Origin of the sequence: Paenibacillus hodogayensis (genome assembly GCF_039536325.1) — a bacterium.
GTDB lineage: Bacteria > Bacillota > Bacilli > Paenibacillales > NBRC-103111 > Paenibacillus_AB > Paenibacillus_AB hodogayensis.
Genome location: NZ_BAAAYO010000003.1, coordinates 23104 through 44767, shown reverse-complemented (window position 1 = coordinate 44767; position 21664 = coordinate 23104). Strand labels below are relative to the sequence as shown.

At 45.4% G+C, this 21664-nt stretch carries 20 protein-coding genes and 1 pseudogene; 16 read left to right on the top strand and 5 right to left on the bottom strand.

Annotation, left to right across the window (positions count from 1 at the left end):
* Window positions 1–136: 136 nt before the first annotated feature.
* The 7 genes from ABD796_RS09460 to ABD796_RS09435 all read left to right on the top strand — a co-directional run bounded on the left by ABD796_RS09460 (window position 137) and on the right by ABD796_RS09435 (window position 6104).
* Window positions 137–1030, top strand: coding sequence for a serine/threonine protein kinase (locus tag ABD796_RS09460; protein ID WP_344906448.1), 894 nt, complete (start codon window positions 137–139; stop codon window positions 1028–1030).
* A 109-nt stretch (window positions 1031–1139) separates the two neighbouring features.
* Window positions 1140–2276 (top strand): hypothetical protein, encoded by a 1137-nt coding sequence (locus ABD796_RS09455; protein ID WP_344906445.1) that lies wholly within the window; start codon window positions 1140–1142, stop codon window positions 2274–2276.
* A gap of 172 nt (window positions 2277–2448) precedes the next feature.
* The gene (locus tag ABD796_RS09450; RefSeq protein WP_344906442.1) at window positions 2449–2859 is read left to right on the top strand and encodes a hypothetical protein; all 411 of its coding nucleotides are present in this window, start codon (window positions 2449–2451) and stop codon (window positions 2857–2859) included.
* Between the two features lie 1175 nt (window positions 2860–4034).
* On the top strand, window positions 4035–4682 hold the full coding sequence (locus tag ABD796_RS35640; RefSeq protein WP_379121322.1) for a pentapeptide repeat-containing protein: 648 nt from the start codon (window positions 4035–4037) through the stop codon (window positions 4680–4682).
* Window positions 4683–5140: 458 nt separating this feature from the next.
* The gene (locus ABD796_RS09445) at window positions 5141–5509 is read left to right on the top strand and encodes an amidoligase family protein (RefSeq protein ID WP_344906439.1); all 369 of its coding nucleotides are present in this window, start codon (window positions 5141–5143) and stop codon (window positions 5507–5509) included.
* A gap of 55 nt (window positions 5510–5564) precedes the next feature.
* On the top strand, window positions 5565–5789 hold the full coding sequence (locus ABD796_RS09440; RefSeq protein WP_344906436.1) for a hypothetical protein: 225 nt from the start codon (window positions 5565–5567) through the stop codon (window positions 5787–5789).
* A gap of 78 nt (window positions 5790–5867) precedes the next feature.
* The gene (locus tag ABD796_RS09435; protein WP_344906433.1) at window positions 5868–6104 is read left to right on the top strand and encodes a hypothetical protein; all 237 of its coding nucleotides are present in this window, start codon (window positions 5868–5870) and stop codon (window positions 6102–6104) included.
* 36 nt (window positions 6105–6140) lie between these two features.
* On the opposite strand, the gene ABD796_RS09430 is transcribed toward ABD796_RS09435, so the two are convergent.
* Window positions 6141–6833 (bottom strand): helix-turn-helix domain-containing protein, encoded by a 693-nt coding sequence (locus tag ABD796_RS09430; RefSeq protein ID WP_344906430.1) that lies wholly within the window; start codon window positions 6831–6833, stop codon window positions 6141–6143.
* Between the two features lie 148 nt (window positions 6834–6981).
* Window positions 6982–7245 carry a helix-turn-helix domain-containing protein gene (locus tag ABD796_RS09425; RefSeq protein ID WP_344906427.1) on the bottom strand — a complete coding sequence of 88 codons (264 nt, stop codon included), beginning with the start codon at window positions 7243–7245 and terminating at the stop codon, window positions 6982–6984.
* 147 nt (window positions 7246–7392) lie between these two features.
* Here ABD796_RS09425 and ABD796_RS09420 point away from each other — a divergent pair, with 147 nt between their 5' ends.
* Window positions 7393–8553 (top strand): copper amine oxidase N-terminal domain-containing protein, encoded by a 1161-nt coding sequence (locus tag ABD796_RS09420; protein ID WP_344906424.1) that lies wholly within the window; start codon window positions 7393–7395, stop codon window positions 8551–8553.
* A gap of 804 nt (window positions 8554–9357) precedes the next feature.
* Window positions 9358–9555 carry a hypothetical protein gene (locus ABD796_RS09415; RefSeq protein WP_344906451.1) on the top strand — a complete coding sequence of 66 codons (198 nt, stop codon included), beginning with the start codon at window positions 9358–9360 and terminating at the stop codon, window positions 9553–9555.
* On the opposite strand, the pseudogene ABD796_RS09410 reads toward ABD796_RS09415, so the two are convergent.
* Window positions 9491–9952 (bottom strand): annotated as a pseudogene (locus ABD796_RS09410) (IS110 family transposase); the annotation flags it as partial. The gene ABD796_RS09415 and the pseudogene ABD796_RS09410 sit on opposite strands and share 65 nt — an antisense overlap.
* 241 nt (window positions 9953–10193) lie before the next feature.
* Here ABD796_RS09410 and ABD796_RS09405 point away from each other — a divergent pair.
* Both ABD796_RS09405 and ABD796_RS09400 read left to right on the top strand, forming a co-directional pair.
* Window positions 10194–10520, top strand: coding sequence for a WYL domain-containing protein (locus ABD796_RS09405; protein ID WP_344906421.1), 327 nt, complete (start codon window positions 10194–10196; stop codon window positions 10518–10520).
* 111 nt (window positions 10521–10631) lie between these two features.
* Window positions 10632–11258, top strand: a complete 627-nt coding sequence (locus ABD796_RS09400; protein ID WP_344906418.1) for a type 1 glutamine amidotransferase family protein — start codon at window positions 10632–10634, stop codon at window positions 11256–11258.
* Between the two features lie 468 nt (window positions 11259–11726).
* Here the strand turns inward: ABD796_RS09400 and ABD796_RS09395 are convergent, their stop codons facing one another.
* Entirely contained in the window at window positions 11727–12671 is a 945-nt protein-coding gene (locus ABD796_RS09395) for a ketopantoate reductase family protein (RefSeq protein WP_344906414.1), read from the bottom strand.
* A gap of 149 nt (window positions 12672–12820) precedes the next feature.
* Between ABD796_RS09395 and ABD796_RS09390 the strand changes: the two genes are divergently transcribed.
* The 4 genes from ABD796_RS09390 to ABD796_RS09375 all read left to right on the top strand — a co-directional run bounded on the left by ABD796_RS09390 (window position 12821) and on the right by ABD796_RS09375 (window position 19192).
* Window positions 12821–13411, top strand: coding sequence for a TetR/AcrR family transcriptional regulator (locus tag ABD796_RS09390; protein WP_344906411.1), 591 nt, complete (start codon window positions 12821–12823; stop codon window positions 13409–13411).
* Window positions 13412–13610: 199 nt separating this feature from the next.
* Complete coding sequence (locus ABD796_RS09385; protein WP_344906408.1) at window positions 13611–13907, top strand: hypothetical protein; 297 nt, start codon at window positions 13611–13613, stop codon at window positions 13905–13907.
* Window positions 13908–14187: 280 nt separating this feature from the next.
* Window positions 14188–16305, top strand: a complete 2118-nt coding sequence (locus ABD796_RS09380) for a DUF4838 domain-containing protein (protein WP_344906405.1) — start codon at window positions 14188–14190, stop codon at window positions 16303–16305.
* 16 nt (window positions 16306–16321) lie between these two features.
* Entirely contained in the window at window positions 16322–19192 is a 2871-nt protein-coding gene (locus ABD796_RS09375; protein WP_344906402.1) for a heparinase II/III domain-containing protein, read from the top strand.
* On the opposite strand, the gene ABD796_RS09370 is transcribed toward ABD796_RS09375, so the two are convergent.
* Window positions 19167–20054, bottom strand: a complete 888-nt coding sequence (locus ABD796_RS09370; protein ID WP_344906399.1) for an AraC family transcriptional regulator — start codon at window positions 20052–20054, stop codon at window positions 19167–19169. The genes ABD796_RS09375 and ABD796_RS09370 overlap by 26 nt on opposite strands.
* Before the next feature lie 24 nt (window positions 20055–20078).
* Here ABD796_RS09370 and ABD796_RS09365 point away from each other — a divergent pair, with 24 nt between their 5' ends.
* A complete protein-coding gene (locus ABD796_RS09365; RefSeq protein WP_344906396.1) occupies window positions 20079–21578 on the top strand; it encodes a family 4 glycosyl hydrolase in 1500 nt (499 codons plus the stop codon).
* Window positions 21579–21664: the final 86 nt, after the last annotated feature.

Sequence of the window (21664 nt, the reverse complement as noted above, 5' to 3'; positions counted from 1 at the left end):
TTCTAGGGAAGTTACCGATCGAATGGATCGTTCGTTTTGATCGCCTGACTCAAAAGTATGCCTCTGATGGGGCTCTTCAAGTTACAATTTCTGGTTAATCAACAGGCCTGAAATTATTGATTACTATGAAGAAATTATGGGCAAATGCAGATCTTTTCTATCTACAAGCGGAGGAAGTCCTATCCCTGAGGATTTCCCACCAATAGAAATCATAGAGGACAAGCCTATTTTTACTTTAGTTGATACCATGACAATCCCAGGCACAATACCAAGTGCAATTGCAAAATTGAAGTTTATTGGCGAAGGTTCATACGCGAAGGTATTAAAGTATAAAGATCCACATTATAATTCTTACTTCGCCGTAAAACGAGCGGAAGGTGATTTGCGACCTGATGAGCTGGAGCGATTTAAAAATGAATTTAACGATCTTCGAACCCTGGATAGTCTGTTTGTCATTAAAGCCTATTCCTATGATGATGAGAAGAATGAGTATGTAATGGAGTACGCAGATGAGACATTGTCAAAATACATCAACCGGAGCAATTCTACACTAACGTTTAGCAAAAGAAGAGTTTATGTAGAACAATTGATTCGTGCTTTTGATTATATTCATTCAACAGGAATACTCCATAGAGATATCAGTTACACGAATATTTTAGTAAAGCATTATGGCGATGGTGCTTCCTTCTTAAAGGTATCCGATTTCGGTTTGGTAAAACGACCTGATAGCACTTTGACCAGACAAGGAACAGAAATCAAGGGAGCTATTAATGATTACACTGACTTAACTGCAGTTGGTTTCGAAAATTATGAAATAAGACACGAGACTTATGCACTTGGAAAAGTCATTTATTTTATTCTTACTGGTCGAACAACTGGGTATCATCGTGAAACCAATGAAGCGTTGAAGGAATTTATATCAAGAGCAATTTCTCCATATAAAAGCCAGAGGTTTACTAGTATTGAAGAAATGAAGGCTGAATTGTATTCAAAGGTGTTCCCTTCACTCCGCAAAGAATCTGCCGAGTAGGTAATTACCATTACTCAATCAACCATCCTATTCCAAGGGTGGTTTTTCTGTTTCATAGTTTGGGGTAAAATGGTTATTAGGCTACCAAAACTTGAAATGAGGAAGCATGATGAATTCATATATTTTAGATAGCGCTTTGCTCGATAAATTCAAGCAAGCCGTAAGCGATTATGACGATTTCCTGATTAACACATACAGCAACTACAACGGCAAGAACCTTTGGAGCCTGATCTGCTCTGCGAAGGACTGGCTCTCCGTCAGCGTGAACGGTTTGCCGTATATCGACTTGAACCACTCACATGATGATGTTCGTTCATTGAATGTTCTACAGTTGATCACGACATACGACATTGTCCTTCAATCCATCGAGCAGCTCCATCGGGTATTTGAGATGGAACACCCACTAAAGAAGGACGATTCGGTATTCAATGCGGCAGTTCCAGACGATGCCTACTTCGCGCAGATCCGGGCATGCTTCGGGGCGCATCCGGTTGATTTGCGAAGTGCTGATGGAACCATGCCAGACAGGAAGAGTACGGACAAGTACTTCGCCTCTTGGTCTAGTGATGTCAGCAGCAGTATTGGAGGTAACGATGATTATTCGGTGTATCTATACAGTAACAATCCCGATACGGTTCAGCCGATTCGCTTCTCCATGAGCTTTGCCAAAATTCATGAGTATACGATTAAACGATGCTCCCTCTTATCGAACGTGATCAGCGTAATTGAGAAAAAGCATGGTATTTTTATCGAGCAGCAGCGGCAGCGTCCGATCTCTCGTCACAGCGACGATGTTGTCGAGCAGCTCCAGATTCTCTTGAAGGAGAACAGTACTCGAATTCGTGAGGGTGATGGGTATCATTATGACATCGAGACGCTGATCGAGCTGTTCACTGCTCCGCAGGATTTTCCCGAGCAGGAACGGCAAGAAGTAGCGCAATACCTGAATTCGTTGCATGTATTGGTCGATGAGCTATTCGAAGCATTCCAGAGCATGACATTTAATGAAGACGGTATGGCGCATGGCTACCTTCTACATTCGAGATCGTCTAAGTTCTACGGACTTCACTACGATCTGGAGAAGGTGTTCGAGTATTTGAACAATCCGTATTTCAGTGCTGATCGGGTCGACTATCACCTCAGACGTCTAATCAGTGAAGGGGTTCTCCCGCCTTACGTTAGTCCGCAGATGGACAAGCGGGACTTGCAGCTCCTGCTCTTGGCTAGGCTTACCGAGAAACGCTAAGCAGACAATTTCGATTATCTTCAAGCTTGACATATATGTAGCAATTCGGAGACAGCCTTTATGCGCTGTCTCTTTTTCTGTAGATTTCTGTCGACTTGGTGGAAGGTATTGGGAGGTTATCTGTTGAATTAACGAGTACAGATATGGCTTCGGGCTATAGGGGGTTCCTGCTTTGAAAGATGATGATCAGCGGATTGACGAGGAGAAGTTAAAGATAATGGATGTCCTGAAAGGTCTATTTGGCGACAGTGATTCGCTCGAAGATCTGAAGCGAATGCGTAACTATAAGCCGATTCCTTTAAAGCGAAAAGGCGACATCGAGTACGAAGTTAAGTATCAATCGTCTCAGATTGAAGGCGAGGGTCATCGTGTCCTCAATATCGTGACCAATAAGTATAACGAACGAGTCATCGTATACCGCCTGTATTATGATGACGATCAAGACGATATCAATATCAATTTGCGTATTCGGATCATTACAGATAAGGGTGTAAAGCTCCCGACCCAATATCTACTTACACGTATTCCAAAAGGAACAGCGCATTCAGATAGCAGATATTCGTATCGAGGGCGCTCACGTTAATCGCGGCTACGGCTCCATCGTCATGAGCGAGATCATAAAGCTCGCTCACCAGTTAGGTATCAGGTTCATCGACGGTTGGATTTCCGGTGTAGACCTGGGATCACATTGATCGGTCGGCTCACTTCTATAGGAAGTTCGGATTTGACGTCTTACTGAATGAGGGGTCTGGAAAGATTCTTTGGTTGAATGAGGAACTTGGGCTACTCGGGAAGAGTTTGAATCATTACTGTCTAACTCGACAAGCCTATAAACCTTATGGAATAAAACTCTCAGGTTGAGTCTAAACTATCAAAGTGAATTTAATAGACTCATTAGTAAATTAATTAAGGAGATGGTTTGGCAGTGGGAATTACTTATGAAGCATGGGTCAATAGAATTGTTAGTAGGTCGGATTTGACAGGACGGCTCACTCATTTGACTAGACCCGCAGCCGGAATTGATTTATCTGGAAAGTCCTTTGAAGAGATAAATCTACTGGCTTCGATAACTTAATCGAAATATTAATAACAAAGCAACTGAAAGGAAGCGCCAAAGATGCTTATATTGTTGGTGATTCAAAAGCCGTATGCTTCCAAGATGCTCCACTCTACGCTATTGTTCAAAATGTAGAACATGAAAAATTTCGGAGAAGTCAAAACCCGAAAGAAAAACTACGTTATTGTGGGGTAGGACTTTCATTCGTAAAATCTCAAATGTATAGAGAGTATGGTGCACGGTCAGTGATTTACGAAGAGACACAAACCGCTAAAGATTTTCTTCACAAGGATGAGTGGTGGAGAATTGTCGACAATGAGTTCATTTATAACGAATCCACGAAGGAATGGGATATAACTGATTGGACGCATGAGCGCGAGTGGAGGGTCAAGGGAGATATGGTATTTGACTTCGATAAAGGTCATCTTCATATCGTCTTATATAACCCTGCATGCGTCACAAAGTTCCTGATGGATTGTCCAAAAGAACTTATAAGTCAGATTCATGGGATCTCTACATTGAAAAGTATTTTGGTGTAAGCAGTGGACAGCCCTTATTAGATACCTTAATAAGGGCTGTCTGCTTGAGTAGGATGGCTATATGTTAGTATTGGCTCAGGGATGAAGGAATGAATTCGCGATTCAACATATCATTTTGGTGAAATATGTATATGCGGAAAATATAGAATTGAAGGTGTTCTAATGACAAAAACTATCAAGAGATTGAAGATTTATCGACTAAACTCTTTTAAGACAACGAAGATCGGTCGAAGTTATAGCTACTTATACTTTTGTAAGAGCAGGTCATTTCAGGTTAATTTTAATAATGCAAAGTTTAAGAACGTAAACTTCAGAGGTGCAATCCTGACCAAGTGTTTCTTCAAGAAGGCTAGTTTTGATGGGGTTGACTTTCTTGGGACTAACTTAAGGAAGGGGAATTTTGAGGGGGCTACGTTCAGAAACTGTATTTTTGTCGGAGCGCTACTCGAAGGGTGTAACTTTAGGAGTGCTAAGTTTGAGAATGTTATTTTTGTTAATACATCTTTTGAAGATGTAAAACACTTGAATTTAGGAACTGGAGTTACAATCCTAACCGCGTACCCCAAGGTTACAGTAAGTGATGAGTTGCAAGATGCACTTAATGCTTTGATTGAGAACAAAAATGTATTCACTTTTAGAGTCCTGCACTTATCGACCACGAAGCTTAACCACTTGAATTTGAAGTTACTCTTAGATAAGTTTCCTGAACATAAGCTAGTTAGAGGGTTGAGGAGACTGAAAGATCGTAACGAAAAGTTCCTGACATTCAAGTGTGTTGAAGATTATTTGCGCGCATATCTTCAAATGTGATATAACAGAATTGTCCCGCCTCATCCAATCGAGAGGTTGGAATTCAATGTCGATCGGGGACATGGCATAATGGATAACATTCGGGAGGTGATGTCTATGGTCGGTGAGGTTGCTACGGTGATGGGCTTTGTTGCTTTAGTCGTTGTCAAATTAATCGATTGTATGGCTCTCTCTCGATTGTGTGAGGTAAAATAATTCATCCGACATATTTCCACTACCAACAAACAAGTGGTATCGGTTTTTATTTTTAATAAGCATCCAACCCAACCACCCACCGTCCCAAGGGTGGTTTTCTATTTGTCCATCACTACCTTCCTCGCTCTGAATCCATCGGAAATAGCACACCTATCGAAAATTTCCTCAACAATATTTTCAAAAATCCGGATAAATGCGTTAAAAAGTTTGAGAAAAAACACATAGTAGTAGGCGGTAATTTTCTTGGCTAGGAGGGGTTTATATTGCACGAAGGCTTATCAGACCTCACCTTTGGCGTAGAGGTCGAATTTAGCGGTATTACGTGCGAACGTGCCGCGCAAGTCTTGGTGGAGGTATTTGACACGACCTTTGCCCGATTCGGCGGATGGGATAATGAAGAGTTCCATATTCCAGACCCCCAGGATCGTATCTGGAAGGTCGAGAAGGACGGATCGGTCGATGCTGTTCGTAAGGAAGGGAAAACTGTCGTACTCGCAACGGACAATTACAAATGCGAGTTGGTATCGGCAGTCCATTGTATAGCATTACACCATCAAGCATCTGCAGAGTTTCTCGCTACAGATGCTTTTTTCATTCCAAAAAATACAACTAAAACGATGAGGATAACTTGAAATAACGCCAAAAAGAAGCTAACATACAACAAATCTTCCTTTAGGAGGCGTTCCCATGAAACCCATCCGCCTGTACCAACTCGACATCGATCCCGCCAGCGAGCAACACTTACTCTCCCTCACCCAGCGTCACCTGAAGCTGGTAATTGAACACGGTCACCGCCAGACTCCTCCCGACCGCCGCGCCGATATCGGCAAAGAAGTTGAAGCTATCCGCACAGAACGCGAATCTATAATCGCCAGCCTGAGACAGCAGGCAGAATTACAGGTGGCGGTATGAACAAGGATCGTTGTCCACTCAACTCTGATGCTGCCCTCGTTTCCAGAATGGATGCAAGCTGGCTTAGATAAACGTTTTATGGAAACGGCAAATCAATTGAGCATGCGTCGATTGCAACCGCAGGAGGTTGAAAAGAGCGATCACCTGTTGGAGCGCTTGAAGGCTTCGCTTTCCTTCGATCAGTATCAACTGGTGCTGGAATGGGATGAGCTACAGAATCATCGGAATACGGTTGAAAAGGAGATGATGTATCAGGCAGGAATTAAGGACGGGCTGCGGATGGCGAGGCAAATACAAGAACTGATTACCGAATGAGAATGACGAACCCGCCTTGAAAAGCTCAGGCGGGTTTTAATGTGCAGCCTTGATCAGATCGTTGCCGTTGATGTCCAAAAGCTCGAATGCTTTCCCAACCATGGCTGTATCTTGATTAAACAGATGTGTAGCTTTTTCATGAATGCCGCTTTGCAAGGCAACATGGTTTAATTGTTGAACCATATAATCAGAGTTGCATAAGGCAACGACTTTCTTACCGTAGATGGTCAGTTCTTGTTGAAATTGTATCGCTTTTTCTGCGACTTCCGGCGAGTAAACAGCGATCTCTCCGTCTGCAGCCTTCATATCGCGATGATCCACAAGAATGCTGAGTTCGTCTTTTCCGAACGAGGAACAAATGCCGATCAACGTCTTGGACATATACTCTACATTAGCGCCTGTTAATAAACCGTGGACTTGAAAACTCAGCACCTTCTTGTCACTGTCCAACGAGTAGCCAAACCGCTCCAGGAACGGAATGGTGAAATCCTTTTGCTGATAGGCTGGTTCAGCTAAAAAGCGCTCGTTCGAAAAGAAATAAGCAATGGAAATGTTCAGTGCGGTGGCAATTCTTTCGATATTGACAATGCTCACATTACGTTCTCCCCGCTCAATGCCACTGATGTAGCTTCGATCAAGTCCTGCTCGGGCTGAGAGTGTTTCTTGGGACATTCCAGATCGTGCACGTAATTCCTTACATCTCAGTCCAACTTGTAGCTTGATATCCACTTCGACATCCCCCGTAAAACAATGCTTGATATAAAGAGATATCGGCAAAACGTTGTTGAAGCTTTAGAGTTGGCGTGTAATGGGGGATTATAGTCAACAGCTTTCTGTATGCACCTGAAGTAAAATAATTAGTGATGAATTGAAGGATTCAGTCATTATGATTCTGCTTCAACTTCTCATATTCGGCTTCTACGATCTTGAAGAAGGCAGAGGGGGATATTTTAAGCCCTTGGCAAAGTTCAAAGATCTTGCTGACTGAGGGTTCGTTTTTACCGACCTCGACTAACGATATGTAAGAACGGTCAACTTGGCAAAGACCTGCGAGATCCTCCTGACTTAATCCCTGTTTGATTCGAGTAGCTTTAATGGTTTTACCAATGACTTGCTTTATGATCAATGAATGGTCGTTCAAGGGGAAAACTCCTTTTACAACCATTGTCAGTATGGTATAATCCAAATGCCAGATCAAGTATTCAACAAAAAGTAAATAAGTGTAATCGTTGGTGTGGTAGGGTAAGTGTCGAGCTCTCGACACAGAATAAACAATAGAGGTATATTCGTGGTCAATCATAAGAGGAAGGTTGCCGTAATCCTTAGTACGGCTTTAGTGACATCAATGCTGGCTATAGGTGGCGTAGTCTCCGCGCAGAGTAAGTCTGGCGAAATGACAGTGTTAGCTGCATCACAGCAGTACCAGAAAGTTAACGTAGTCATAGACGGTGTTCTCCAGACGTTCGACCAGTCGGCTATTGTCAAGAATGGCAGCACGATGGTTCCATTGCGCGGGGTATTCGAAGCTTTGAAGGCGGAGGTGGAGTGGAATCAAGCCACTCGAACAGTCACTGCTACAAAGGATACTACCACCATTATTTTGGGAGTTGACGAGACTTACGCCTTTGTCAACTTGGTTCCAGTAGAGTTAGCGGCAAAAGCCGAGATCATCAATGGTTCTACAATGGTACCACTTCGCTTTGTATCTGAGGCGCTTGGAGCTAGGGTCGATTGGAACGCTGAGACGTTCACCGCCACCATAACAAGTGGCGTCAATGGCATCGTAGTGTTATATGGAAAGCACACCTATGGCTCAAAGAACCAAGCGGAATATGATAAGGTCATGGAAATTATAAATGAAAAGGTAAAGACAATCGATACCGTACCACTTGATTCGCGCGGCAGATTTGAAGCTCTTTTTGAAGCGTATCTTTACGAAGGGGACAGAGCAGCAAACTATCCTTCAGACTCGAATGAGCATAGGGGGTTAACCTTGGCTCACGGTACATTCGGTCCGCTCTTGGAGGCGGGGCTTACCGCTGACCAAGCCGCTCATGCATATAGAACATCGATGCTGGCTACCTCCTTCATACCGGGAAATGTTGATTCAGAAGATTTTTCGAAGAGATCGGCTTTTGATTCCCTCGTACATAAGGTAAGAGATTGTTATAGTGAAGCCCACATCTACTCCTCGGTCTTTGATGTTATGGGCTACAACACAGCTATTTTTGCTGCAAAAAATCACGCTGACGGAATTGCTGTGAATAAGGGTAAAAACGTATCAGCTACCATTGGAAATAGATATCATTCTATCATGGTTGTTAAAATCAGTAATATTTGGTACACAACAGAGGCTGGACATTTTTATAAGGTAGACCTACAAGATCTATTCGATAAGGGGCTGGTCGTTCACGGCCAACCTACTAACGGCGCAGTGATAAAAAAGTAACATGGTACCTCAGAGAGGTTGATGCTTACCAACATTAACCTCTTTTCTGTGTCTGGAGGCATTTTTCTTTAAGGTTGGTGCTTCTTTGGTGATGTGATCATTGTATGCGGTTATAATTTAATGAAATTAGGAGTTAAGTTCTTGTGAATTGTATATTTTATCTATAACAAGAATTAGGATTTGAAAATAGCAGTCTTTTATAGGAAAATGGGTACTTTTCATGGAGTTAGCTGTGTTCACCTGATTCCAAACCCTCCGATTAGTATTCTTTATTAGTGGTAATTATTGACGCAGATTTACTGGCTTCTCTGTGACATTTTTATGCTTGGTAGTAGTTTGGACGTAGCGGCTTATTAACCCGCTGTTTTATTATGGATTCCCCTTCTCAGGATTTTTTGATAGAATTTACCTAGAGGTAATCGACAAACTTCGCACTCCTACTTGAGATGCGATAAACTTCAACGAGAGGAGAATCTTTATGTTACAGTTGGTCAGGGAACGCAGCAGCTTAGACGCTAGCACACAAACTAAGGAAATGGCGAACCCTGTTGCTGATCTATGGGAAATTGAATTATTATACGGCAAACATCCTTTATATACGGAGAGCACATATGGTGTCCGATTCACAACGAAGCTTGAGGGTGGAGCTTCGAAATGCTTCTTGGTTATCGATCTGCGGGATCGTTTCGATGAATATCTCAGAGACTTAAATGTCTTTGGGAGTATGGAGAAGCCGAGCTACATAAAGCCATCGACTACGTGAAGTATCTTAAAATTAACGGTATTTTCAGAAGAGTGCCAGACTTGCTGGCGGAGATGGAAGGATCGGCAAGTATGGATGAGAGCTTGGAACTGTTCGAAATGGTGTCAGATGCGGTTATCAGCGATCCTGATGCTTTTCCAACGATTAGTTCGGATGCCTATAAACATGGTGTTAGACCTTCTGAAGCCGGTTTTTCTTTGCGGTTAGCCCACCCACTTGCTTCTTCCGAAGGCGAGTGAGCTCGCGAAGCTCACGAAGGTCTGCTTGAGGGACAAAACTTGGCTCGATCAAGCCGTGCCTGAGAAGTTTAGCGATCCATTCGGCATCGGATACATCGGTTTTGCGTCCCGGTACATTTTTGATGCGCTGGGCATTGGCAAGGGTAATGTCGAAGTAGCCTTCGAGCACATTGTAAACGGGACGCCAGTAAATGCCGGTACTTCCATGGCAATATGAGTGATTTCCTTGGATTCAAGCCATTGCAAGAGCTCGAACAAGTTTCTCGTCATGGTAGAAAAGGTTCTGGTTTCAACGGTCAACGCTAGGGGTATCTCCTGCAAGTCCTGTCATGGTGCAAACGACAATACTTTCTTGATGGACGTCCATGCCGGCACAATGGGTAATTAAGGTTTCCATAAAGTGAAGCTCTTCATGGTAAGGTACGCAATTGGTGGACTGGAAGGAAAAATAGCCATTTTTCTGTACGTGGTCATCCCTTCCGTAAAAGAGAGCCAACAAAGGGTTGTACACGCTTCGAATCCTCACTGTTTTATTTCCAGGGTCGAACCACCATAAAAAAACTGCGTGTTTATTCCAATTGCGTTCCTTACTAGTATGGAAAAGCAGAAAAACCGCTAAACCTCATGCAGTACTTTTCATGCTGGGGTTGCGGTTAAAAAACCATGGATGTTTTATTAACAATCTGTTACCTGATGTAGCAGGTAAATCCGGATTGATTTCTTTCATTATTGAGGGCAGGGCAGAGGCGTTGGATGATTTATGCATACATTGGTTTTTGGAGCATCATTTGCAGGAGCGGACATCGACGCAAGCCATTTTTTTACTTGAGGAAGAATACCTGTATACACATGTTCCGAATATCCTTCTTCCCTATGGGAAATCTATTCAAGTGATAGAGCCACAGAATCTAAAGAATAAGCTTGTGGCGCTTGCTTCAGAGTTAATGGAATATTATCAAGCTTAACAACTTCACTGACAGCAGTCGTCAGTGAAGTTGTTTTATTATAAGGATACCCACTCATTACAGATGAAGGGTTGCTGGTACTTACTAAATTTGATGAGGAGCATTTAGAAAATGAATCATACCGTATATCTTTATGTGTTTGATACCATGTCCGATTGGGAAATCGGTTATGTAGCCGCCGAACTGAACTCTGGGAGATACTTCAGACAGGGGCTGGCTCCAGCAAAAATAGTCACCGTTGGGATCGAAAAGACTCCAGTAACTACAATGGGCGGATTGAAAATAATGCCTGACATTACAGTGGATGAGTGCAGTATTAAGAGCGTAGATGCACTGATTTTACCCGGTGGAAATACATGGACAGAAGCTATTCACGTGCCCATATTAAAAATGGCCGAGATGTGTGTAAAGGAAGGGATAGTAGTTGGAGCAATTTGCGGTGCTACCTTCGGACTTGCTCAAGCAGGATTGTTAGATTCACGTTGGCACACAAGCAATGATTTGGCCTACCTTAAAATGATTTGCCCTTCTTACACGGGCGAAGAATATTACAAAGTGGAATCTGCTGTCGCCGATGGGAAATTGATCACTGCATCCGGAGTAGCTCCATTAGAATTTTCTGTTCATGTTTTAAAAGTGCTAGATGTATTTTCTCCCAAAACATTAGACGCTTGGTATCGTCTTAACAAAACTCATGAACCTAAATACTTCTACGAGCTAATGAGCTCAATCCAATGACAGTATAGGGATACAAGGCATGTGGAGTGCTGTGTGTGGTTGGTTAGGGAGTAGTGTTTTGGAGCCACATTTACCTGCTTTAATAAATAGCTGCTTTGCCCGAAGCTTCTAAAGTTCGGGCTATATTTGTTATAACCAAAGTAATTAATTCAGCGCAGGGCATTTGATGAGGCTTCCGTTCGTCGGATGGAGAAATGATAGAATGTCATGCTTTTTTTTGAAAGAATCCGGAGACAGCTGGACCGGATGAATGATATGGGGACCGTGGATACTGGCAGAAACGCCGATTTGGTCCTTCTGGACGCCAACCCTATAGAAAGCGTACAAAATCTTCATGGTATTAACGCTGTGATACGGGCGGGTGCATACCACGATAATCAAAAGCTAAGCTCAGTGAAGGAAAGGCTTGGAACAAAGTAGAATCTAAGGCCAAAATTATCCGCATGATGACAGAGAATCCTGCAAATTTTATGATATGGAATTTTCAATAACTTTGTGATGTTCAGTGTTTTCAAATGTCACAGTAAGACGCGGAAAAGGTATGCCTAACTTCTTTGCTTCTCTCACAACTTCAAGTACCGCAAAACCTGCTTTACTATTGTTGTATTCCATGAAAAGTCGTGGTAAGCTGCCCTTTGCAAAAATAACCTTGTTAAAAAGCGTGCCGAGAAGTGCCGGTGGAATCTTAGTCAACAATAGAGAAATCCTATCAATCTTTGCGCCTCTTGCTTTAAGTACAGGGATAATTTCCCTCATATTCTTACCAACATTTGCGAATGAGTCACTATGATTCATGAGTGCTGGAAAACTTCCCAGTTTTAACACCTCGGTCTCTATAGCCGCATTCATGGCAAAGTGACCCCATAGCCAGTTTTGCATATCCTTTATCCAACTAATTTTAAAATGGGCACTTTCAAATAGTTCTTTGACCTTGTTGTTAATTTGTTCAGTGCCTACACGTGGTTTTTCCAGAAATAGCATTTTCAAAAAGCCACCTCTAAGCCTATTGTCCGCGATGCCGCCTCCTCCTCCTGGGAACCCAAAGACAACATTGTTCATAGACAATGGTAAGATCGATGATTTCAAATCTTGCCAAACATTATTGAAAATTAGGACAGGGGTGTTTCCAGCAGCAGTCGATAGTAATTGTGCTGCTTCTGGAAGTTGTTCCGTGTTGACACTCACAATAATGAGATCATAATTTGGGCTCAGCTCCTCATGCAGTTTGACGTTCCAGCTTTCTTTTATTAGCTGTTTCCCTCTTCGTGCGTCCCACATTTCAAGCTCTATGTTGCTTCCGAAGGATTCTTTTCTCCCTTTTCTAACGTAAAACTCAACTGTATGCCCTGCCTTTTCAAAAGCCCAAGCATATTGGGTCGATATTACACCTCTACCGAAGAATAAAATTCTCATATTGCCTCCTAAAAATATATAGTAATCCTTGTTAATGATCAAACAACGTGTTGTATAATGTTATTGTATAAATTCACTATACGGTCATCAACCATCAGATTTTTAATATCTGTCGTATAATCGATTGAACAGAAAAATGGAGGCAAATAATGAATAAGCAACCTGAAATTACGGACAAAACAAGGCAAACCTTTATAAATGTATTCTGTGATTTATATAGCCGAAAACCAATTGAAAAAATATCCATTCAAGAGATTGCTAACCAATCAGGATATAATCGCAGTACATTTTATCAATACTTTACGGATATCTATGAGTTGTTGGACTGCGTTGAAGAGCGTGTCTTGAAATCCATTAACGAGGAAATGGCAGGCAGAGAGTTTTCTACACATACTTTCCAAGATGCACTTCAATGCTTGGAAAATGCAGAGGAAATTTCAATTCTTAAAGCCCTCTTGGGCGACTATGGTTCTGTTCATTTTGTTGAACGCCTGAAAAGAGAAATTCCCTTTGAGAGATTGATTGTGGACTTTCCAACAAATGATGTCTTAGCACCATACATAATTGAGTTTTACATATCAACATTAATATCTATGTTTCGCCTTTGGATACGCAACGGCAAAGATCTATCGTCGGAAGAATTGGTCAAGTTGATAGATAGCCTATTTGCAAATGGGATAACACCTTATCATATCTTTGGCATGGTCAATCCGCGGCGCCCTGATTCGAATAAAAAGTAAGGGGACGAGGAGAAACCATTAATATTGCCGTTCAAACCCTAGCCATTGTTAAGATTTTTACAAGACCGTCCTCCGGGCGGTTCTTTTTTTGAAAATTCTATGAAAATATGGCTTGTAAAATATTGACTACGAACAAATGTTTGGTATTATAGAGTTATAGAACATATGTTCCTACTATTCGAAAAGGGGTGCAGACGCCATGATCGCTAACAAAATCAGATTTATTGAAAGAGATTTTTACAGGAAGGTAATGTATGAGAATAGCGAGTTTTTATCGGAGGATCAGATCGATAAGATTCTTGACTCTGCTGATGTCCCCTGGGAGGATATCACATTCAAGTTTTACGATAACGGATCCATGGAGATTTTCGATAACAATACAGAACAGCTTATTTCTATACAGGACCTTCGTGGTGCTGCTTACGACTTTTACGTGAGGCAGAGAATACGGATCATTCGCTCCAATCTGCAAGCCAAGATCTTGCAATCGGCTTAATCATTTGGACACCTCGGACGCAGATCCCATCGGGTTGATCTTGACAAGATAGGAGTATCTCATAAGACTTGCAGCAACAACGCATCCAGAAGATGTATGGTTGTTGCTTTTTTGTGTTTCATTCGACCTTTGCGGTGTATATAATCGATTTGTCCATATATTAAGGCGTTATCTTTATATGACAGCAGGAGCAGGGGTTGTAAAATTTATGGAGTAAAGCGGTTCCACCATTACAGATTGATCACTTTGCATTTGGCTTAAAGGAGGAATGTAAGTGCATGTGAATCGGGATCAAGCTGTGATCGCGATCGACATAGTGGTCCCCTACACCGGTGCGGAATTGTTATGTGCAATCTGGGCAGAGGAGGAGCAGGAAATTGATTTCTATGGCGATCACGCCGCCGCTGCTCGTTGTACGACCGCCTTTGCAGCGATGGAATTAATGCGCTGCTTGAGCCGGACGATGCCGACCATTCCCATTCGAATCGTTGAGGCTTCTGCGGAAGGCGGGTTTACGATCGCCTTACACATCGCCGATCCGCTCCGGACGGATGAAGCATTTGTGCTCGAACGTAGCGGGGAAGGTGTTGTCATCACAGGGACGGGGAGAGCCGGTGTGCTATATGGGGCTTATGAACTTCTGCGAATCCAAGGATGGCGCTGGTACGCCCCCGGTGCTGGCGGAGAGATTGTACCACAACCAAGCAGGCAATTGATCCTTCCCAATGATAGGATTGTTGGCAAAGCGTCTATGGATTTGGGTCGTGGCTTCGACTTCGAATACGTATCGATGGAATCCAACACGTTCTTTCTGTGGATGGCAAGGAACCGCTTGAATGTAACGGCCTATCGTCCTGCTACAGCCGCATTCTGTCGTAAGCTAGGAATGGTATTTAAAGTTGGCGGTCACATCTTCGAGCCCCTTCTTGATACCGATCGTGTTCTTCCCAGCGGCAGAACGATCTGGGAGCAATCCCCGCAATGGTACGGCTTGCCAGCGAACGGGGTTCGAAGCAAGGAAGAAGCGTTACGCACTCAGTTTTGCGTATCACAGCCGGACTTGATTGACTATTTGGGCGGGGCACTCGTTCGACGGCTGCAAAAGGATTGGCGGGAAGCAGACCGTATTGATTTGTGGGGATTCGACACATGGGGACACGCTTGCATGTGTCCATCTTGCCAACGACTAGGCAACAGTGCTGACCAGCTTCTTCACTTCGTTGCCGGGATCAGGGGTATAGTCAACCTAGCTATGGAGAGGGGACACCTTCATCATCCTGTGCGCTTGATTGTTTGTGGTTATGAAGGGACCGGTACGCTCGTAGGTCCACAGCGTTCAGTACCGGAGGTGATAACCGCCGCTGGCGATATGGTCGTCTATTATCCGATTAACCGCTGCTACGAGCATGATATGGAAGCGGCAGGCTGTTCGGCGAACCAACGATATCATGCCGCTCTGCTGAGCTGGTGCGAGCACCAAACGGCTCTGCCTATCGTCATAGGCGAATACTATAACGTATCCAAGTTCGAAGACTTGCCATTGTTGTTCACGACTCGACTGGCGCACGATATTCCCGCCTATTACCGGATGGGGGTGCGGGGGATTACTTATATGCATGTCCCCCTTGTCAATTGGGGAATGCGAACTCTGACGCAACTGCTGTATGCGCAATTGAGCTGGGATGCCAAGACCGATATGGACAACTTCTTGCAAGAGTACTTCTCCAATTGGTATGGCCCGCATGCATCAGCCATGCGAGAAGCTTGCAGCTTGATCGAGCAGGGGTGGAGCGGTATAGCCGATTGGCGCGCATGGAAGAAAGACAGTGTGTTATCGCTGCTTCTGGCTTGGAATGGAGCGAGGCCGGATCAACCACTTGCAGTGAGCGACCACTTCAGCCATCAAGCTGCTGATGCAGTGAAATCAGGCAGAATGTCAGTCGCCCTTTTGGAGCAAGCGCTGAGGCTGATCCATTCAGCACTGGACGCCGATAAGGCCGTCCATCCACAGCAACAACCCACAGGCTGGAAGGTGGCGCTCAATCCGGTTGATGCTCGATCGCAAGCATTCACAGAGCTGCAATATGAGCTGCGCTTAGGCGAAGATCGGCGGTTGCTGCTGTACGGAATCGACACTCTTCAGCTGCAGGTGGAATTTGTTGAGTACTATAAGGCTCTGTTCATGGGGGAACAAACAGATGCAGATTCATCCTGGCACAGGATCGAATCTATTGCGGACCGGATGGATACGTATTTCGTGCCAATCGGATACGAACAACCGGGTGCAGGTATAGAGAGCAAGGCTGGATTAACGCGCAGCCAGCTAAGGGAATTGATCCGACGCTGTCGGAACTGGCGTCATTTGCAGGCTCAGAGCGAAGTTCAGAGACAGGGATGAAAGCGAGGAGAACCTTATGGCAACCGATCCATTAACCGATTCCTTCATTCGATGGGACACGGCACAGCAAGGTGAATATACAATTCAGCTTCCTCCATCGGAAGAGGCATCCCGTTTTATTGACTTACCGGTCCACTCCAGTAACAAATCGATGTTGGTGGTTGAGCTTATCGTGTCAGATCGCCATGATGAGGTCGTCCATGAAATGTCAATTGTTGTTGAGTGGGCGGGGCTGGAACACATGTACATCCTACTGCCGGAGGATGCACGGCAGAGCGCCTATACCATCGCGCTTCGTGCTCGGGATTACACATTTGCTGGCACTGTATTGGCAATCGGAAGTCCTCAATGGCTATCGCAGCGACCGCTCATGCCGATCAACGCAAACGAATGTTTATTGGACATATTTACGAGCACCGGTTACTTCAGTATAGAGATGTGGAAGCGGGAACGGATCGAGCACGTTCCGACAGTCGCGGAAGGCGAGCTTCGACGTGCCTGGTTGTATGCTCAATTGAAGTTAACTATTCCCCATGGCGGAGAAGCTAATAAAGTGGCTTATTCACGGGCCTATGATCATGACATTAGCGAGTTTCAGGCATTCATCGTTTGTGTCTCTGTCGAGACAAAAGGACAATTCAGTCTTCGTGCCGTCATTGACGGTGAGAACAAGCTGCTGATCGATAACCGCACAGGCTCCGGGATGGAAGAAATCCGTGTGCCGATTCAAGGAAACAAGCTGCAGGACATCACGATCGAGCTGGCAAGCGGCAACGAAGGCCAACATTTGGCACACTTGTACTGGTTCATGCTGGAGCGGATAGGGGCAGACCCGCAACAATCACATGAAATTACCGGTATTGCCGATATTGCCGATCCGGAGCAGACTGATCTGGCTCAAGATGAGGAGCTGCCACTCCAGCTATTGTTCGACCGTGAGGAACTGGTGCAGCTTCGACGGAAAATAACAACGGGGACCGGCAAGCAATTATTCGAGAATATGATTGCGGAAGCTGAGGCCAACTTGACGTACCGCCCGGAATCGTATGTAGGGACCTATTTTCCCGTGTATTGGGGGAAGCAGGGGATCGAACGACCTTCCGTTCCGATTGACGAGACACGACATTGGTTCAGCACGCTTGTCTACAGCTCGCTCGCATACTTGCTAGGCGGTGATCTTCGATACGGCCTCTCCGCAAGAAGGGCTCTGCTTGCTGCTATTCAATGCCAGGAATGGTGCGGGGGCTTCCTCTGCCGACTTCCGAGAGGCATAACCGGCTATCGCGCAACGTTCACAGAATCGCATCTCATGCAATGTGTCGCGCTCTGCTACGATTTTTTGGGCGGTCTGCTCACCTCCGAGGAGAAGCAAGCGGTAGAGGATGCAGTCTATGAGAAGGCGATTCCGCCAATCGATATGTATATGCGGAGGCACAAGGACGGCTATTTGCTGGAAAGCAATCAAGGCGCCGTTTACGCTTCCGGCATCTTACACGCCTGCCTGGTAGCCAGAAGAAGCCATCCCGATGTCGATTCGATTCTGGAACGGCAAACCGACTGGTTTCTGCGGATGATCGACAACTACTACAAGCCTGACGGGACGACAGGCGAAGGAATGATGTACTGGGAGTACACCACACATCATGTTGCAGAATGTTTACTATTAATTGCCCGTTACCGGAACCAAAACATTCTTGATCTCGCCCCTCCGCAATTAAGAGAAGGCATGAAGTATGTTCTGCATATGCGTTCGATGAATGAGGACAACCTGAGTTTTCTGCCGATCGGCGATTGCAGAAGCGAACGATTTAGATACATGGGTCCTTCCCTATTATTCTTCGCCAAATACTACGAGGAAGTATCTGCAGACTGGATGTGGCATCAGTATTACGACGCTCCTCAGCCACCAGGAAGTTCTTTCTTTGGCGCCGAGAACAATACGGGGCAGTACACGACGAATGGCCTGTTGACTCTGTTGCTGTATGAGGATCGGCCTTATGCAGAGGCAGCATTACCGGAAAGCCAGAGGTTCGAATGTGATCGTATTTTCTGGCGCACAGGCTCCAGGGAATCGGATACGATGTTGTTTTTCGAGGGCGGGAGACAGTCGTTCGAGCATACTCATTTTGATAAAGGTCAATTCATCATACAGGCATACGGGGAGTTCTTAGCGGCGGATCCCGGGATGATTGATTACAGCAAGCCTGGTCACGTGATGTATGTGCAATCAGTCTATCATAACATTGTAACGATTCGCGGACTCAACCAATCCTACAAGGATGCGGAACAGGCAGTAAAGATCACATTACATGAGCATGACGAGCAGTTCCATGTTCTCCAGACGGATCTGGCGAACAGCTACAAGGAATTGGAGCGCTACGATCGCACCCTGCTATTCATCAGACCGAATTATTTTCTCGTACTTGACGAGCTGGTTTCGCCAACCGGAGGGATGGAGTGGAATTTCCACAGCCGCGGCGAGTTACGATACGTGGGTGACCATCTCTTCCTTGCAGATGCTCCGAAAGCGGGACTTCTGTTGAACTACGCTTGTGACGTGAATCTTGATCATCGAATGAGCCGATATGAGGATGGCGATACGATCGTTAGCCACAATCTGGTGTTGGTTCCCGATCCAGGTGCGGCGGTCATGAATATTGCGGCAGTCATGGTTCCCTATCCGAAAACGGGAGATTCGCCGACAATTGACATCTTGAATGAACCGATTCAAGGCGGTGTTGTGTTCACTGTCAACGGTCCGTGGGGCACGGATAAACTTCTTGTTCGATTGGGAGATGGCCCCATGGAGTGGGAAGGCGATCCGATTAGGGAGCGTATCCGAATCTACCGCAGCGGGGCGGTTACTCAGACCCGATCGTTTGGGTAGTAGAATCCGTCATCGATACCGTCTTTCGATATTCGATTGGGGACAGGTGTTCATATTTTTTGAATAGCCGACTGAAATACAATTGATCGTCAAAGCCGACCAGCGAAGCGATTTGTCTAATATTCAGATGAGTATGGCGCATCAGATCTTTCGCTTTCTGGAATCGGTATTGAATCAAATACTGCTGTGGCGAAAGTCCGGTATATTGCTTGAATAGGCTGGAGTAACGGCTTAGACTTAGCCCGGCACGGGAGGCCAATTCCTGGACGGTCAGCTTACGGGCATAGTTTTTGTGCAGAAGGTCGAAGGAAGCGTGCAGACCCAGTTCCCTGGGGTCCATATGTTTTACTTTCTCGTGAATCGATAGTTTACGGGAAACGGTATACACAAGCTCTTGCAATAAAGTGGCGGATATGTGCTCGAAGCTAGGCAGCTTCTCGGTCTCCTCTTCAATGATCCTTGCGAACAGCTGAGGAATCTCAGGATTCACCCCTGTGACGAAGATGCTTTCCTGCCATAAACCGGCTTTGATCAACAGATCGGTTACGCCGTAGCCGGTGAAATGAACCCAGTAGCTGCCAGTCGGTTCATTACCGGTCTTGGCATAATATTGCCGTTCATACGGTTTGCTTATAAATACGGTTCCTGCTTCGATCTTCTGCTCGCGATTCGCAATTCTGACTTTCATGAACCCGCTGTGCAAATACGACAGCAGAAAATCGACACGGCCTTGTTCGCGATTGGCAAATCCTGCAGGCTCATCGTATTCGTAACCAATACAATTGATGATTAAGGCGTCTTCCCGGCTATGATAACCTTTATCATCCGGGTCTGGAACGCGGTAGGCATACTGATATTTCATTCGGTAGCTTCCTTTTCAAGTTAAATGATAGGTCCCAGTCTTCCGAGTGTTCGATTCATGTATTATATCGCAAATGTCGAGAAAAAATCTATTAGCCATGCCTATGAATCAAATATCGCGAGGGAGTTGAATAGGAGCATGATTAAGGATATGAATGAGAACCAGAATAGGAAGCTCGTTCTCATTGGCGCGGGGAGTTCCATGTTTACACAAGGATTGGTCGCGGACTTGTTGCGGAATCCAGGACGATTCAATTGGCACTTGGCACTTGTTGACACCGATCCGCGTGCACTGGATTCTATCGCCAAACTATGCGGGAAAATGATTAGCGCCAAGGAAGGCAGCATCCGGTTGACTTACTCCACCGATCGCCGGGACGTATTGGATGACGCGGATTACGTTGTCTGCACGATTGGTGTGGGTGGACGTAGAGCATGGGAGCAAGATGTATTCATTCCGCGCCAGTATGGTGTCTATCAACCGGTTGGCGATACGGCGATGCCAGGAGGCATATCCAGAGCTATGCGGATGATCCCGGCGATGGTGGACATCGTTCGTGATGTGATGAAGCAATGCCCCAATGCGACCTTCTTCAACTACTCCAATCCGATGACAATGATATGCCGAGCTTTGAGCAAGGCGACCGATTTTCCGGTTGTCGGACTTTGCCATGGCGTACACGATTCGGAACGACATGTAGCCCAGCTCGCAGGTCTCGATCTAAGCAAATTTACCGCTTATTCCATCGGGATCAATCATTTGACGTTTATGTACGATTTTCGCTATGACGGTCAGGACGCGCGTCCGTTGATCCGCGATAAAATTCATGCCTTGACCCAAGCCGGCATCGACTTCAAGAATGTGGGAGCTATGTTCCGCGAGATGGGGGAGGAAGCGCCTGCCATCAGCAATCCTTACGCCTGGTCCTTTTTCGAGCAATACGGGGCTTACGCGGCTCCCGGCGATAGGCATGTTGTTGAGTTTTTCCCGGAACGGTTCCCCGGCGCACAATATTATGGCAAGACGTTCGGGAAGGACGCCTATTCGTTCGAGAAAGTGATCGCCTATGGGGATCGGATCTATGACCGGATGGATGAGCTCGGCCAATCCCCTGACCCGCTCCCGGACGATTTCTTCGACAAGCTAAGCGGTGAACATGAGCAATTGATGGAAATCATCGATTCGATTGAAAATGACAAGCGGCATCTATTCTCCGTCAACGTGCAGAACAGAGGAGCCGTACCCAACTTGCCGCGCGATGCAGTAATTGAACTGCCAGGGGCAGCGACAGCTAGAGGGATCGCTGCTTTGCAAATTCTCGATTATCCGGATACGCTCGCACAGCTGCTCGCCAAGCCTCTCGCGATCGTCGAGTTGACGGTAGACGCCGCACTGCGAGGCGATCGGAATCTGTTCGTGGAAGCTGTCCTGCTAGGCGGATATTTGAATGATCGCTCTGCTGCGGAAGCGATGGTGGACGAAATGATCGCCGCACAAAAACAATACTTGCCGCAGTTCCAATAACGCCCTGGAAGATGAGAAGAACCTGACCGGAAACTCAAAGGTCAGGTTCTTCTCACCTATACAAGTGGAACGAATGTTTGGGAAGC

Bases quoted from the DNA above. Each gene is read 5' to 3' on its own strand.
- ABD796_RS09460 (WP_344906448.1), top strand. From the start codon at position 137: ATGGGCAAATGCAGATCTTTTCTATCTACAAGCGGAGGAAGTCCTATC.
- ABD796_RS09455 (WP_344906445.1), top strand. From the start codon at position 1,140: ATGAATTCATATATTTTAGATAGCGCTTTGCTCGATAAATTCAAGCAA.
- ABD796_RS35640 (WP_379121322.1), top strand. From the start codon at position 4,035: ATGACAAAAACTATCAAGAGATTGAAGATTTATCGACTAAACTCTTTT.
- ABD796_RS09440 (WP_344906436.1), top strand. From the start codon at position 5,565: ATGAAACCCATCCGCCTGTACCAACTCGACATCGATCCCGCCAGCGAG.
- ABD796_RS09435 (WP_344906433.1), top strand. From the start codon at position 5,868: ATGGAAACGGCAAATCAATTGAGCATGCGTCGATTGCAACCGCAGGAG.
- ABD796_RS09405 (WP_344906421.1), top strand. From the start codon at position 10,194: ATGCTGGGGTTGCGGTTAAAAAACCATGGATGTTTTATTAACAATCTG.
- ABD796_RS09400 (WP_344906418.1), top strand. From the start codon at position 10,632: ATGAATCATACCGTATATCTTTATGTGTTTGATACCATGTCCGATTGG.
- ABD796_RS09395 (WP_344906414.1), bottom strand. From the start codon at position 12,671: ATGAGAATTTTATTCTTCGGTAGAGGTGTAATATCGACCCAATATGCT.
- ABD796_RS09390 (WP_344906411.1), top strand. From the start codon at position 12,821: ATGAATAAGCAACCTGAAATTACGGACAAAACAAGGCAAACCTTTATA.
- ABD796_RS09385 (WP_344906408.1), top strand. From the start codon at position 13,611: ATGATCGCTAACAAAATCAGATTTATTGAAAGAGATTTTTACAGGAAG.
- ABD796_RS09375 (WP_344906402.1), top strand. From the start codon at position 16,322: ATGGCAACCGATCCATTAACCGATTCCTTCATTCGATGGGACACGGCA.
- ABD796_RS09370 (WP_344906399.1), bottom strand. From the start codon at position 20,054: ATGAAATATCAGTATGCCTACCGCGTTCCAGACCCGGATGATAAAGGT.
- ABD796_RS09365 (WP_344906396.1), top strand. From the start codon at position 20,079: ATGATAGGTCCCAGTCTTCCGAGTGTTCGATTCATGTATTATATCGCA.